General features: G+C 61.8%; 10 protein-coding genes. All 10 read left to right on the top strand.

Features of this window, described 5'->3' with window-relative positions; genetic code table 11:
* The first annotated feature begins 7 nt into the window (after positions 1-7).
* The 10 genes from tssH (at position 8) to ACYZT1_RS00250 (ending at position 13705) form a co-directional block, all read left to right on the top strand.
* Positions 8-2656 carry a type VI secretion system ATPase TssH gene (tssH, locus tag ACYZT1_RS00295; RefSeq protein WP_462017140.1) on the top strand — a complete coding sequence of 883 codons (2649 nt, stop codon included), beginning with the start codon at positions 8-10 and terminating at the stop codon, positions 2654-2656.
* A 10-nt stretch (positions 2657-2666) separates the two neighbouring features.
* Entirely contained in the window at positions 2667-4184 is a 1518-nt protein-coding gene (locus ACYZT1_RS00290) for a sigma-54 interaction domain-containing protein (RefSeq protein WP_462017139.1), read from the top strand.
* A 181-nt stretch (positions 4185-4365) separates the two neighbouring features.
* Positions 4366-4506, top strand: coding sequence for a type VI secretion protein (locus ACYZT1_RS00285; protein ID WP_462017138.1), 141 nt, complete (start codon positions 4366-4368; stop codon positions 4504-4506).
* 17 nt (positions 4507-4523) lie between these two features.
* Positions 4524-5720, top strand: coding sequence for a type VI secretion system-associated FHA domain protein TagH (gene tagH / locus ACYZT1_RS00280; protein ID WP_462017137.1), 1197 nt, complete (start codon positions 4524-4526; stop codon positions 5718-5720).
* Between the two features lie 5 nt (positions 5721-5725).
* Complete coding sequence (tssJ, locus tag ACYZT1_RS00275; RefSeq protein WP_462017136.1) at positions 5726-6226, top strand: type VI secretion system lipoprotein TssJ; 501 nt, start codon at positions 5726-5728, stop codon at positions 6224-6226.
* A gap of 2 nt (positions 6227-6228) precedes the next feature.
* Entirely contained in the window at positions 6229-7560 is a 1332-nt protein-coding gene (tssK, locus tag ACYZT1_RS00270; RefSeq protein ID WP_462017135.1) for a type VI secretion system baseplate subunit TssK, read from the top strand.
* A gap of 5 nt (positions 7561-7565) precedes the next feature.
* Complete coding sequence (gene icmH, locus ACYZT1_RS00265) at positions 7566-8441, top strand: type IVB secretion system protein IcmH/DotU (RefSeq protein WP_462017134.1); 876 nt, start codon at positions 7566-7568, stop codon at positions 8439-8441.
* A gap of 13 nt (positions 8442-8454) precedes the next feature.
* Positions 8455-11979 (top strand): type VI secretion system membrane subunit TssM, encoded by a 3525-nt coding sequence (gene tssM / locus ACYZT1_RS00260; protein ID WP_462017133.1) that lies wholly within the window; start codon positions 8455-8457, stop codon positions 11977-11979.
* On the top strand, positions 11979-12707 hold the full coding sequence (locus ACYZT1_RS00255) for a PP2C family protein-serine/threonine phosphatase (RefSeq protein WP_462017132.1): 729 nt from the start codon (positions 11979-11981) through the stop codon (positions 12705-12707). Before tssM ends, ACYZT1_RS00255 begins: the two co-directional genes overlap by 1 nt.
* Positions 12704-13705, top strand: a complete 1002-nt coding sequence (locus tag ACYZT1_RS00250) for a serine/threonine-protein kinase (RefSeq protein WP_462017131.1) — start codon at positions 12704-12706, stop codon at positions 13703-13705. The genes ACYZT1_RS00255 and ACYZT1_RS00250 overlap by 4 nt, the downstream gene beginning before the upstream one ends.
* Positions 13706-13725 lie beyond the last annotated feature (20 nt).

Raw genomic sequence — 13725 nt, 5'->3', positions numbered from 1 at the left:
ATGGCCAATGATCAACGTAGACCTGCAACAACTGATTCAGGCGCTGGACGCCGAAACCCGCCGTGATCTGGAAAGTTCGGCCGAGCGCTGCGTCGCCCGCGGCGGCAGCAAGATCCTTGTCGAAGACTTGCTGCTCGGCCTGCTGGAGCGTCCGCAAGGCTTGCTCGCACGCGCCCTGCAAGACGCCGAGGTGGATGCCGGCGAACTGAGCGCCGCGTTGCAATCGCGGGTCGAGCACAGCGCTTCGCGCAATCCGGTATTTGCCCCGGAACTGGTGCAGTGGCTGCAAGACGCGTTGCTGGTGGCCAACCTTGAATTGGGTCAAAGCCAGGTCGAACAAGCGGCGCTGATTCTCGCGCTGCTGCGCAACCCGATGCGCTACGCGGGCAGCCGCTATCAGTCGTTGCTGGCCAAACTGAACATCGAGCGTCTGAAAGAATTTGCCCTGTCGCAGAAAGAGCAGCAGGCCACCGGCAAGCCTGCCGGGCCGGGTGAATCACTGCTGCAGCGCTTCACCCACAACCTGACCCAACAGGCCCGCGACGGCAAACTTGACCCGGTATTGTGCCGCGATGGCGCGATCCGGCAGATGGTCGACATCCTCGCCCGTCGTCGCAAGAACAACCCGATCGTGGTTGGTGAAGCCGGTGTCGGTAAAACCGCGATCGTCGAAGGCCTGGCCTCGCGCATCGCGGCCGGCGAAGTGCCGCAAGTGTTGAAAGGCGTGGAATTGCTGTCGCTGGACATGGGCCTGTTGCAGGCCGGTGCCAGTGTCAAAGGTGAGTTTGAGCGTCGCTTGAAAGGTGTGATCGACGAAGTCAAAGCCTCGCCGAAACCGATCATCATCTTCATCGATGAAGCGCACACGCTGATCGGCGCGGGCGGCAATGCCGGCGGCTCCGACGCGGCCAACCTGCTCAAACCTGCACTGGCGCGTGGCGAATTGCGCACCATTGCTGCAACTACGTGGGCGGAGTACAAAAAATATTTCGAAAAAGACCCGGCGCTGGCCCGTCGTTTTCAACCGGTGCAACTGCACGAACCGACGGTCAGCGAAGCGGTGACCATCCTTCGTGGTCTGGCTCAGGTTTACGAAAAGAGCCACGGCATCTATCTGCGCGATGACGCAGTGGTGGCCGCGGCCGAGCTGTCCGCACGTTACCTCGCCGGACGCCAACTGCCGGACAAAGCCGTCGACGTGCTCGACACCGCCTGCGCCCGTGTCCGCATCAGCCTCGCTGCCGCCCCGCAAAGCCTGGAGCGCCTGCGCGGTGAACTGGCTGAAGGTGGACGTCAGCGCCGGGCGCTGCGGCGCGATGCCGATGCCGGTTTGCTGATCGATCACGAAGCGCTCGAGGTATTGGAAGATCGCCTGGCCGCGGCTGAAGAGGACATGCTCGCGCTTGAAACGCTGTGGACAGAGCAGAAAGCACTCGCTGAGCGCTTGCTGGATCTGCGTCAGCAACTGGCCAAGGCGCGCGAAGCGGCTGCTGTTGAACCAGTCGTCATGGTCGACGAAGACGCCGAAGGCAGCGTCATCGAAACCCTGCGGGTAGACGAAGCGCAAAGCGTCGAAAGTCTGGAAACCGCGCTCAACGAAACCCATAAGGCCCTGACCGCAGCGCAAATCACAGAACGTCTGGTGAGCTTCGAAGTGTGCCCGCGGTTGGTCGCCGAAGTGATCAGCGCCTGGACCGGCGTGCCCTTGGCGCAACTGGCCCGCGAGCACAACGCCAAGGTCGCCAGTTTCGCCACCGACTTGCGCACGCGCATCCGTGGTCAGGAGCAAGCCGTTCACGCCCTCGACCGATCGATGCGTGCCACCGCTGCCGGTTTGAACAAGCCGGATGCGCCAGTGGGCGTGTTTCTGCTGGTCGGTCCGAGCGGCGTCGGCAAGACCGAAACCGCGCTGGCCTTGGCCGACTTGCTGTACGGCGGTGATCGTTTCATCACCACCATCAACATGTCCGAGTTCCAGGAGAAACACACCGTTTCGCGTCTGATCGGTGCGCCGCCAGGCTACGTCGGTTACGGCGAAGGCGGCATGCTCACCGAGGCCGTACGGCAGAAACCGTACTCGGTTGTGTTGCTCGATGAAATCGAAAAAGCCGACCCGGACGTGCTCAACCTGTTCTATCAAATCTTCGACAAGGGCGTGGCCAACGACGGCGAAGGGCGCGAGATCGATTTCCGCAACACGTTGATCCTGATGACTTCCAACCTGGGCAGCGACCGTATCAGCGAACTCTGCGAAAACGGCGCGCGGCCAAGCGCCGAAGTGCTTGAAGAAACCATCCGCCCGGTGCTCAGCAAACATTTCAAACCGGCACTGCTGGCACGCATGCGGGTGGTGCCTTATTACCCGGTCGGCGGCCCGGTGCTGCGCGAATTGATCGAGATCAAACTGGATCGTTTGGGCGAGCGGCTGAACCGTCGTCAGCTGGATTTCACCTACTCGCAAGACCTCGTCGATCACCTCGCCGAACGCTGCACGCAGAGCGACAGCGGTGCGCGATTGATCGATCACTTGCTCGACCTGCACGTGCTGCCGCTGGTGGCCGACCGTTTGCTGGACGCCATGGCCAGGGGTGAAAGCCTCAAGCGTGTTCACGCGACGCTCGACGGCAGCGCCAGCGTGACCTGCGAGTTCGCCTGAGGTGGGTGTGATGTTCACGCAAGTGCCGCAACCGCTGGTGTATGCCGAAGCCTTGCTGGCGCAATTTTCCAGTCTGTCTCGCGCGGCAGACGGCGCGGCGCTGCTGGGTGACTTTGTGCGTGGGGTCGCGTCGCTCAGTGGCTGTGAATTGACGCAGTTGTACCTGCTGGACGCGACGCACACTTGCCTGGGGATGAACGCCGAATGCCTCAACGGCATTCTGCAACCCCGAGAAGCGGCGAGCCTGCCGGCGGATTACAACGGTGAACAACTGCTGCAATTTGCCCTGTGTCAGAACCGTGTGGTGAGCCTCGGTGAACTGAGTGGCAGCTTGCACGAAACCAGTTTTCTGCCGCCGCAGGCCATACCGTGGCAGTCGTTGCTGTGCGTGCCGCTGGTCAATCAGCAAAAGCAAGTCGAGGGCCTGCTGTTGTGCGCCACGCGCCGCCGCATCGACCTTCAAGGGTTTGCCGAATCACTCTCGCAGCTCGGCTCGTTCGTGCTCGGGCAGCTGCGTTTGCTGCACCGTCTGCGCCGTCCTGCGGATGATTCGAAACCCGCGCCGTTGAGCGCGCCCAGTGCCAGCGGTTACGGCTTGATCGGCAAGAGCAAAGCCATGCGCGAAACCTATTCGCTGATCAGCAAAGTCCTGCACAGCCCCTATACCGTTTTGCTGCGCGGTGAAACCGGCACCGGCAAGGAAGTGGTCGCGCGCGCCATTCACGACTGCGGCCCACGCCGCTCCCAGGCGTTCATCGTGCAGAACTGCGCGGCTTTCCCTGAGAACCTGCTGGAAAGCGAGCTGTTTGGCTATCGCAAAGGTGCCTTCACCGGCGCTGATCGCGACCGCGCCGGTCTGTTTGACGCGGCCAACGGCGGCACCTTGTTGCTTGATGAAATCGGTGACATGCCGCTGTCTCTGCAAGCCAAGTTGCTGCGCGTGCTGCAGGAAGGCGAGATTCGACCGCTGGGCTCCAACGACACCCACAAAATCGACGTGCGCATCATCGCCGCGACTCACCGCGATTTGTCAGTGCTGGTCAGCGAAGGCAAATTTCGCGAGGACTTGTACTACCGCCTCGCGCAATTCCCGATCGAGCTGCCGGCTTTGCGCCAACGTGAAGGCGACATCCTCGACCTGGCTCGCCATTTCGCCGACAAGACCTGCTCGTTTCTGCAACGCGACGCGGTGCGTTGGTCCGATGCGGCGCTCGATCACCTGTCTGGTTATGCCTTCCCCGGCAACGTGCGCGAACTCAAAGGTCTGGTCGAACGCGCGGTGCTGCTGTGCGAGGGCGGCGAGTTGCTGGCCGAGCACTTCTCCCTGCGCATGGAGGCCGTACCGGAAGACAACAGCCTGAATCTGCGCGAGCGTCTGGAGCAAGTCGAACGCAGCCTGCTGCTCGACTGCCTGCGCAAGAACGATGGCAACCAAACCCTCGCCGCCCGCGAACTCGGGCTGCCGCGCCGCACGCTGCTGTACCGCCTCGGGCGGTTGAATATCAATCTGGGTGACTTCGATGGCTGACCATAACTTTTGCCACCCAAACACTGTGGTTGGAATGCTCTCTGTGGCCAATGGGGTTCCTGTGGTGAGGGGGATCTGCTCTGAGTTCCGGATTAGAGCCTCCCAATCAACCTCATTCGCTTCTAACAGCGCCACCCAAACGGGTCGGCGCTTTATGCTGTCTACCTCTGGAGACCCTCTGATGTCTGTTCGTCACTGGCAAGCCGTTGTGCTGACCCTCGTCGTTCTATGTGGCCTCGGCGGCTGTAGCGGCAACTACAAATTCAACGACAACACCTATCGCCCGTTGGGTGATCCGCAGGCGGTCAATCGCGGCAAGTGACCGCAAGGAGTATCACCATGGAACTGGTTTTCGAAATGCTCAACACCAAGCAGTTCGTGCCTACGGAGTTGTGCCAGAAGACGTTCAAGCAGGCCGGCGGCGTGATCGGTCGGGGCGAGGATTGCGACTGGATCATCCCCGACCGCAAGCGTCACCTGTCCAATCACCACGCGATGATCAGCTACCGCGACGGCTCGTTTTTCCTGACCGATATCAGCAGCAACGGTATTGCAGACAGCGAAAGCGGCGCGCGCCTGCGCAAGGGCGAGGCGATGCGCATCGAACACGGCAATGTCTACGTGCTGGGTGATTTCGAGATTCGTGCGCGCCTCGTGCGCGACCCGGCGACGTTCGACGTTGAGGTCGGTCGGCCGCAAGCGGCGGGCAGCATCATCCCGGACGACGCGTTTCTTGATCTCGATCCGTTGAACGCACTGGATCAGCAGGAGCGTGTGTACTCGGAAATCGACGAACTGATTTCCCCGAGCACCCACATCGAGGACACCCGTCAGCGCGCCGACTATGCGCGCATCGACATGGAAAGCCTGATGGTCCCCGAGCTGATCGACGCGCCCGCAGAGCCTGTTCCCGCTCCGGCGCCGAAGGCCGTCGAGCGTCAGTCCGAAGGTTTCTGGGAGCAATTCGGTTCGGCACTGGGCGTCGACCTCAAAGGTCTCGACCACGATACCCGCGAAGCCGTGGCGCTGAACGCGGCACGCCTGCTCAGGCAGAGCGTCGGCGGTTTGCAGCAGAGCCTGCGTACGCGCAGCGAGTTGAAAAACGAACTGCGCCTGGCGCAGACCACCGTGCAGGGCACGCAGAAAAACCCGCTGAAATTTGCCGTCGATGCCAGTGAAGCGCTGGGTATGTTGCTGCACCCGAACAAGCCCGGGCAAATGCCGGCCGAGCAGTCAATCTCCCGTGCCTTTCGCGATTTGCAGGCGCATCAGGTGGCCCTGCTGAGCGCCAGCCGCGCCGCTGTTCGCGGCACGCTGGAGCACTTTTCGCCTGAACAGCTGACGTTGCGTTTCGAGCGCGATACCAAGCCGTTGCTGGCCACGTCCGGGAGCCGCTGGCGCGCTTACGGGCGTTATCACCAGGCCCTGCGCCAGGACGATGACTGGAGCGAGCGCTTGCTGGCGCGCGACTTCGCTCAGGCCTACGAAGAACAGATCCGCCTGATTTCCACCCTTCACACCGACCACCAAGGATGATGCGCATGTCTCGCAGCTCGACCGCTATTTTCAAGACGCTGACGGCATGTGCGGCGCTGGTGCTGCTTAGCGCCTGCTCGTCGCTGTCGCCGTATTCCCACGTGACCAAAGTCAACCTCAAGCTCACGGCCAGCGATCAGCTGAACCCGGACCTCAACGGACGCCCGTCGCCGATTGTCGTGCGCCTGTTCGAACTCAAGCACCCGGTGACCTTCGAGAACGCCGACTTCTTCAGCCTCTACGAGCGTGCCAAGGAATCTCTCGCCCCGGACCTGGTGGCCAGCGAAGAACTTGAGCTGCGCCCGGGTGAAACCGTCGAACTCAAGCTCAGCGTGGAAGAGGGTAGCCGCTACGTCGGCATCCTCGCCGCCTACCGCGACCTGCCGGAAACCCAGTGGCGTTACACGGTGCAAGTCACCCCGGTGGCGCTCACCGAGGCGGATCTGACCCTCGACCAGGCCGGTATTCGCAACAGCAACGAAACGCTCGCCAAGGCAGCTGACTGATCATGAAATCCCATAAAGTCATTTGGCAGGAAGGCATGCTGCTGCGTCCGCAGCACTTTCAGCATAACGATCGCTATTACGATCACCAGATGAAAACCCGCACGCAGTTGCTGGGCAGCTACACCTGGGGTTTTCTGAATCTTGATATCGACCTGCAGTTCCTCAACATGGGCAAACTGGTGATCAGCCAGGCCTCGGGGATTTTGCCGGACGGCAGCCTGTTCGAGCTGGGCGGCAACACCGAGCCGTTGGCGCTGGACGTGCCGCCGAACACGGGCAACACACCGATTTATCTGGCGCTGCCGCTGGTCACTGGTAACCACATCGAAGCGCGTCGTCCGGAGCAATCGGACGTGCTCGCGCGCTACACCGCGTACGAAGCCGAAGTCGCCGACTCCAACGCTGGCGACGATTCCGTCAGTCAGGTCAGCTGTGGCCGGCCGGACTTCAAGCTGTTGCTCGGCGAGCAGCAGAGCGATCAGGCTTACGTAAAGCTGAAAATCTGCGACGTGCTCGACACCACGCCTGACGGCGTTATCAGCCTCGATCCGGATTTCGTGCCGACCTACATTCAGGCGCATGCCTCCAGCTATTTGCTGTCGTGCCTCAAAGAAGTCATCAGCATGCTCGGCCATCGCGGCGACACCATTGCCGAGCGTATCCGCTCCAACGGCAAGGTCGGTGGCGCGGAAGTCGGTGACTTCATGATGCTGCAACTGATCAATCGCACCGAACTGTTGCTGCGTCACTATCTCGGCCTGGAGCAGGTTCATCCGGAAGAGTTGTACCGCACGCTGCTGACCATGCTCGGCGATCTGGCGACGTTCTCCAGCGACAGCAAACGGCCGCGTCTGGACAGTCGTTATCAACACAGCGATCAGGGGGCGAGCTTTCGCAAACTGATGGAAGCGATTCGGCAGGTGCTGTCGATGGTGCTCGAACAGCACGCCATCGAACTGGTCCTGCAGGCCCGTCAATACGGGATCATCGTCTCGCCGCTGCATGACCACAAGCTGCTGGGTTCGGCCTCGTTCGTGCTCGCCGCCAGTGCCAACTGCGATTCCGAAGAACTGCGCCATCGCTTGCCGGCGCACCTCAAGGTCGGCCCGGTGGAGCGCATTCGCCAACTGGTCAACCTGCACCTGCCCGGCATCAAGGTCAAACCGTTGCCGGTGGCCCCGCGGCAGATCGCGTTTCACTCCAACAAAACCTATTTCATTCTCGAACTCAGTTCCGAAGACCTGGCACAACTGGAGCGCTCCGGCGGCTTCGCGTTCCACGTGTCCGGCGAATTCGCCGAGCTTGAACTGAAATTCTGGGCCATCAGGAACTGACCGACATGATCAAGGACATGGAACACCATCAGGACGATAAAACCGTCTTGCTCGACCGTCAGGGCCACGGGCCGGCGCAGAGTCCGCTGACTGATTTTGCTGCGCCGCCACGCTTTGAACAGCTCGAAGAGCGGATGATTTACGCCGCGCGTCTGCGGCCTGCGGAATCGTTCAACATCAGCCTCAATTCGCTGGTGGCCGCCAGCTCCGATCTGCTCTCGGAAGTGGTGCGGCTCAAGCACAGCGACTCCCGCGAAGACATGCACGCGCTCAACCAGCGACTGACCGCCGGGCTCAAACTGTTTGAAGTGCGTGCGCTGCACAACGGCGCCGAAAGCAGCCAGGTGATGGCCGCGCGTTACGTGCTCTGCACAGTGGTTGACGAAGCTGTCGTCACCACCCCGTGGGGAAACGAAAGCGAGTGGTCGCAGATGAGCCTGCTCAGCAGCTTCCACAATGAAACCTTCGGCGGTGAGAAGTTTTTCCAGCTGCTGGATCGCCTGTCGAAAAACCCGGTCAAGCACCTGCCGATGCTGGAACTGATGTACCTGTGCCTGTCGCTCGGTTTCGAGGGCAAGTACCGCGTGCAGGCGCGCGGCATGCTTGAGCTTGAAGGCATCCGCGACGCTTTGTATCGACAGATTCGTCAGTTGCGTGGCGACGTGCCGCGCGAACTTTCGCCGCATTGGGAAGGCTTGAACGATCAGCGCCGCAGCCTGGTGCGGATCGTACCGGCGTGGATGGTGGTGCTGTTCACCGTGGTCTGCCTGGTGGTGATGTACTCGGGTTTTGCCTGGGTCTTGGGCGAACAACGCGAAACCGTTCTGCAACCTTATCAGCAGCTTGATCAGGCCGCGGTCCAGCCGCAGTCGCAGCCGTAAACAGGGACGTGTGATGAAAAAGTTTTTCAAGAAAGTCGGCGCACTCTTGCGCCAGACCTGGGTCTGGACCTTGCTGGTCGTGCTGTTGCTTGCGCTGCTGGTGTGGTTCGTCGGGCCGCTGCTGGCGGTGGACGACTACAAGTTCTGGGAAGGTTCAACCTCCCGCCTGCTGACCATCAGTGTGCTGTTCCTGATCTGGGGCCTGACCATGGTCTTCGTCAGCTGGCGCGCCGGCGTGCGCAAGAAGGCTATCGAAGACACCGAAGACGGCCAGGATCGTATCCGCCGTGAAGAGCTGATGGACGATGAGCAGAAAGAGCTTCGCATGCGCTTCAAGGATGCGTTGAAAACCCTGAAGACTTCCAGCTTGTACCGTGGTCGCAGCGAGCGCTGGCGCGGTGACTTGCCGTGGTATTTGCTGATTGGTCCGCAGGGCAGTGGCAAGACCAGTCTGCTGGACTTCTCGGGGCTGGAATTTCCGATCAACAGGATCGACCGCAAGCTGACTCGCGACACCCTTGGCACCCGTCATTGCGATTGGTATTTCGCCGATCACGGTGTGCTGATCGACACAGCCGGGCGCTACCTGACCCAGCAGGATGCCGAAGTCGATGGCAGCGCCTGGAACACCTTGCTTGACCTGTTGCGCAAGCGTCGTCGCAGTCGTCCATTGAATGGTGTGCTGGTGACCATTCCCGTGGAAACCCTGCTGGGCAGCAGCGAACAGGATCTGGACACCCTGGCTCGCCAGGTACGCGCGCGCCTGCAGGATGTCCATCAAAAGCTGCACGTCGACGTGCCGGTTTATCTGGTGCTGAGCAAGGCCGACAAACTGCTCGGGTTTGATGAGTTCTTCGATCAACTGACCCGCGAAGAAAGCGATCAGGTGCTCGGCACCAGTTTCCGCAAAGATCAGAGCGGCACCGATGTGGCGGTATTGCGCGCAGAGTTCGAAGAACTGCTGCGTCGCCTGAACAGCCAGGTGATCATGCGCATGCACCAGGAGCGCGACACTCAGCGCCGTGGCCGCATCCTCGACTTCCCGCATCAGCTGGGACAGATCGGCGAGCGCCTGTGCCTGTTCGTCGACATGGCGTTCACCGGCAACCGTTACCAGCGTGTCAGCCAGTTGCGCGGGTTCTACCTGACCAGCGCACCGCACCTGACCGAGGAAATGGACCAGACCACCGCCGGCATCGGCGCGAATCTGGGGATTGATTCCGGTATGTTGCCGACCTTGCGCAGCGGTCGTTCGCGGTTCATTCACCACTTGCTCAGCCGGGTGATTTTCCCCGAGGCGGATCTGGCGGGTCTGGATCAGCGTGAACGCAGCCGCATTCATTGGGGTCAGCGTGCGTTATATGTGGGCGCGTTGGCGGCGCTGGGCCTGTTCGGTCTGCTGTGGGCCAGTGGTTTCTCGGCCAACTACGAGCGACTGGAGCACCTGCGCGACCTCGCGCAAAACTGGACGCAACAGCGCGTGATTTTGACCGCTCGTGATGATTCCATGGCAGTGCTCAAGCCGCTCGACAGCAGCTACGCGGCGACCCGGGTTTTCCCGAACAAGGCTGACGTGGCGTACCACGAACGCGGTGGCCTGTATCAGGGTGAAGAGGTTGATCCTGTCGTCCAATCGGCGTACGAGCGCGAGCTGGAAACCCAGCTGCTGCCCAAAGTCGCAGCGCTGCTCGAAGGGCAGATCCGCGCCAATATGAAGGACCGCGAACGCCTGCTTAACAGCCTGCGCGCGTACCTGATGCTGAACATGAAAGATCGCCGCGATGCAGCATGGCTCAAGGATTGGGTTGCCACTGACTGGTCCCTGCGTTACGCCGGCAATACGGCGGTGCAAAACGGTTTGAACACCCATTTCGAGCGTTTGCTCAAGCAGCCGTTTATCTACCCGCTGAACGATGAACTGGTGGCTCAGGCACGTCAGGTATTGCGCAGCGAGTCGCTGGCGAACGTGGTTTACCGGATGCTGCGCGAGCAGGCCCGCAACCTGCCGGAATACCGTTTCAGCCAACACCTGGGCCCGCAGGGTGCGCTGTTTGTCGGCACCGACTACGTGATCCCGGGCTTCTACACGCAGCAGGGTTACGCGCAGTATTTCTCGATCCAGGGCTCGGCGCTGGTCACCGATATCCTGCGCGACAACTGGGTCCTGGGCGAAGGTTCGGGCATCAGCGGCATGGACTTGCGTCGCCTGATGGTCGAGCTGGAGCAGTTGTATTTCCGCGACTACGCGAACTTCTGGAGTGAAGCGGTCGGTCAGGTGGCTCTCCCTCCGATCAATGATGCGGGCGAGGGCGCCGAGCAACTGGCGGGCCTGACCTCGGCTAATTCGCCGGTCCTGCAGTTGCTGGTGGAAGTGCGCGAAAACACCCGATTCCCGGTGATCGCGGACAGCGCTGACGAAGCAGCCGAGGCCGCAGACAAACTCGCAGAGAAGGGCGGCAAACTCGGCAAACTGGCCGCTGCCGCAGCGGATAAAGCGTCGGATATGGCCAAGAACCTGCCCGACACTGCGAAAAAATCCCTGCAACGGCGCTTCGAACCGCTGCACCGTTTGCTGGACGACAACAACGGCCCGGCCGCTGATTTGACCCCGGCGCTGACCGCGCTCAACGACCTGCAACTGCAGCTGGCCAGCCTCGCGCGTGCCAGTGCGCCCGAGCAGGCCGCTTTTGAAATGGCCAAGACCCGCATGAGTGGCCAACGCGATGCGCTGAGCAATCTGCGCAACGCCTCGAACCGTCTGCCGCGTCCGGTCAGCGTGTGGTTCAACGTGCTGGCCGAAGATACCTGGCGCCTGGTGCTGAACGATTCCTACCAGTACCTGAACCAGCGCTATCAGAGCGAGCTGTACAGCTTCTACGGCAAGGCGATCAACAAGCGCTACCCGTTCAGCGCCCACAGCACCAGCGACGTGGCGATCAGCGATTTCCGTGAGTTCTTCAAGGCTCAGGGCATCGCCGACCGTTTCTTCGATAACTACCTGCGTCCCTTCGTCAGCGGCGATCCGGGCAACTACCGTTTGCGCAGCATCGACGGTCACAGCATGCCGATCTCCAAGGTTTACCTCGATCAGATGGCCGCGGCCCAAGTGATCCGCCAGAGCTTCTTCTCGATCAACCCGGCCGAGCCGCAGGTGCAGTTCAAACTCGAGCCGTACACCCTCGATCCGGCGGTCAGCCGATCCGAGTTCAAGTTCGGCGACAAGACTATTGAATACCGTCACGGCCCGATCGTGCCGGTGTCGTTCAAATGGCCGACCGATGTTGAAGACGGTCGCACCAGTCTGGTCATGGATCGCATGGCCGGGCGTCCGATCGGCATCGAGAAAAACACCGGTCCATGGTCGCTGTTCCGTTTGTTCGACCTGATGCAGACCGAGTACCTGAGCGGTCGCGACGTGCTGGTTTTGAAAGCTGACGTGGGTGGCCTGCGCGCCAATTACCTGCTCAGCAGCCAGCGCACACCGAACCCGTTCGACATGGGCGTGTTGCGCACCTTCCGTATGCCGGTGCAGCTCTGATGCGGGTTGCCAGTCCCTGGCGCAGCGCTGCGCGTACCGACGCCGGCAAGGTTCGGGCGCGCAACGAAGATGCTTTTCTCGACTGTCCACAGCAGGGGCTGTGGGCGGTCGCGGATGGCATGGGCGGTCATCAGGGGGGCGACATCGCCAGTCAATTGATCGTCGCCAGCCTGGCGGAACTGCCGCTGCAGGAGGATTTCGATGCACGCCTCAAAGACATTCGCCAGTGTCTGCACTGGCTGAACCGCCGCCTGGGGCAGGAGTTGACCGTCACCGCCGGGCGTCACGACAGCATCATGGGCAGTACCGTGGTGGCGCTGCTGGTGGAAGGCAATCGCGCAGCCTGCATCTGGGCCGGCGACAGCCGCTGCTACCTGTGGCGCGGCCAGCGTTTGTATCAACTGTCCAAGGATCATTCGCTGCAGCAGCAACTCATCGACGAACAGCAAATGAGCCTGGAGGACGCGCGTGCGCATCCTTCGGCCCAGGCCTTGACCCGCGCGGTCGGGGCGGCCGAGCAACTGACTCTGGATGTGCTCGAGCTCGAGGTGTATCCCGGCGATGCGTTTCTGTTGTGCAGCGATGGTTTGTACAACGGGTTGAGCAGCGACGCCTTGGGCAATGCGCTGAGCCTGACCGCGCCGCACATCGCGCTGGAGCGCCTGTTCGACGGCGCCCTGCGTGGCTCGGCGCGTGACAACCTGACCGCTGTGGTGATCCGCCAATGACTCAACTCATGCCGCCGCTCGACGACCTGCGGGTGAGCGAAGAGCAAGCCAGCAACCTGACTTACTTTGCGTTCGCCAAAGCCCATAACGCACAACCTGCGCTGACCCCGACCAAGGCCAGCGTCGGTGAGTTGCCCGACGTGTTGGCAGGCCGTTACCGCATCGAGCGTCTGCTGGGCGCCGGAGGCATGGGCGCGGTCTACCGCGCACGGGATCTGCTGAGCGAACAGTTCGGCGACCCCGACCCTTACATCGCGCTGAAAATCCTCAGCGAAGAATTTGCCGAATCGCCGGATGCGAGCGCCTTGCTGTACAGCGAGTTCGCCCTGATCCGGCGTCTGCGCCACGACAACGTGTTGCGTTTGCACAGCTTTGAAGTGGACACCGATTGCCAGCGCGCCTTCATCACCATGGAGCTCATGCGTGGGCTGACCCTGGACAAACTGCTCTGCGAACGGCCGCTGGGCCTGCCGTGGAAAGAACTGCGCGACATCGCGCTACCGCTGCTCGACGCGCTGGCCCATGCCCACGCTCGCGGCGTGCTGCACGGCGACATGAAACCGAGCAACGTGATGCTCAGCGAAGACGGCGTGCGCCTGTTCGATTTCGGTCTGGGCCAGGCCGAGGAGGGCATTCTGCCCGGCCTGCCGCACCTGAGCCGCAACCGTTTCAACGCCTGGACCCCGGGCTACGCCGCCGCGGAACTGCTCGACGGCCAACGTTTGTCGACCAGTGCCGACGTCTACGGCGTCGCCTGTGTGATTTACGAATTGGCGGGCGGCAAACACCCGTTCCGGCGCATGCCCTCGACCGAAGCGCGCGAGGCCCGGCTCGACCGCGAGCTGCACGCACCGCGCAATCTGCCAAAACACTGCTGGCCAGCGCTGCGCACGGCGCTGGCATTCGATGCGGCTGATCGCACGATCAGCGCCGCACAACTGCGTGACACCATGGGCGCCACCTCGACTTTGCTGCAGCGTCTGCGACTTCGGGCGTAACGGATGACTACCGAACAGGG

The sequence above is a fragment of the Pseudomonas sp. PB3P13 genome (genome assembly GCF_054897735.1).
This window is presented reverse-complemented; position numbering and strand designations above follow the sequence as displayed.

Coding starts and splice junctions, on each gene's coding strand:
- icmH (WP_462017134.1), top strand. CDS start 7,566: ATGATCAAGGACATGGAACACCATCAGGACGATAAAACCGTCTTGCTC.
- tssJ (WP_462017136.1), top strand. CDS start 5,726: ATGTCTCGCAGCTCGACCGCTATTTTCAAGACGCTGACGGCATGTGCG.
- ACYZT1_RS00250 (WP_462017131.1), top strand. CDS start 12,704: ATGACTCAACTCATGCCGCCGCTCGACGACCTGCGGGTGAGCGAAGAG.
- tssK (WP_462017135.1), top strand. CDS start 6,229: ATGAAATCCCATAAAGTCATTTGGCAGGAAGGCATGCTGCTGCGTCCG.
- tssH (WP_462017140.1), top strand. CDS start 8: ATGATCAACGTAGACCTGCAACAACTGATTCAGGCGCTGGACGCCGAA.
- tagH (WP_462017137.1), top strand. CDS start 4,524: ATGGAACTGGTTTTCGAAATGCTCAACACCAAGCAGTTCGTGCCTACG.
- tssM (WP_462017133.1), top strand. CDS start 8,455: ATGAAAAAGTTTTTCAAGAAAGTCGGCGCACTCTTGCGCCAGACCTGG.
- ACYZT1_RS00255 (WP_462017132.1), top strand. CDS start 11,979: ATGCGGGTTGCCAGTCCCTGGCGCAGCGCTGCGCGTACCGACGCCGGC.
- ACYZT1_RS00285 (WP_462017138.1), top strand. CDS start 4,366: ATGTCTGTTCGTCACTGGCAAGCCGTTGTGCTGACCCTCGTCGTTCTA.
- ACYZT1_RS00290 (WP_462017139.1), top strand. CDS start 2,667: ATGTTCACGCAAGTGCCGCAACCGCTGGTGTATGCCGAAGCCTTGCTG.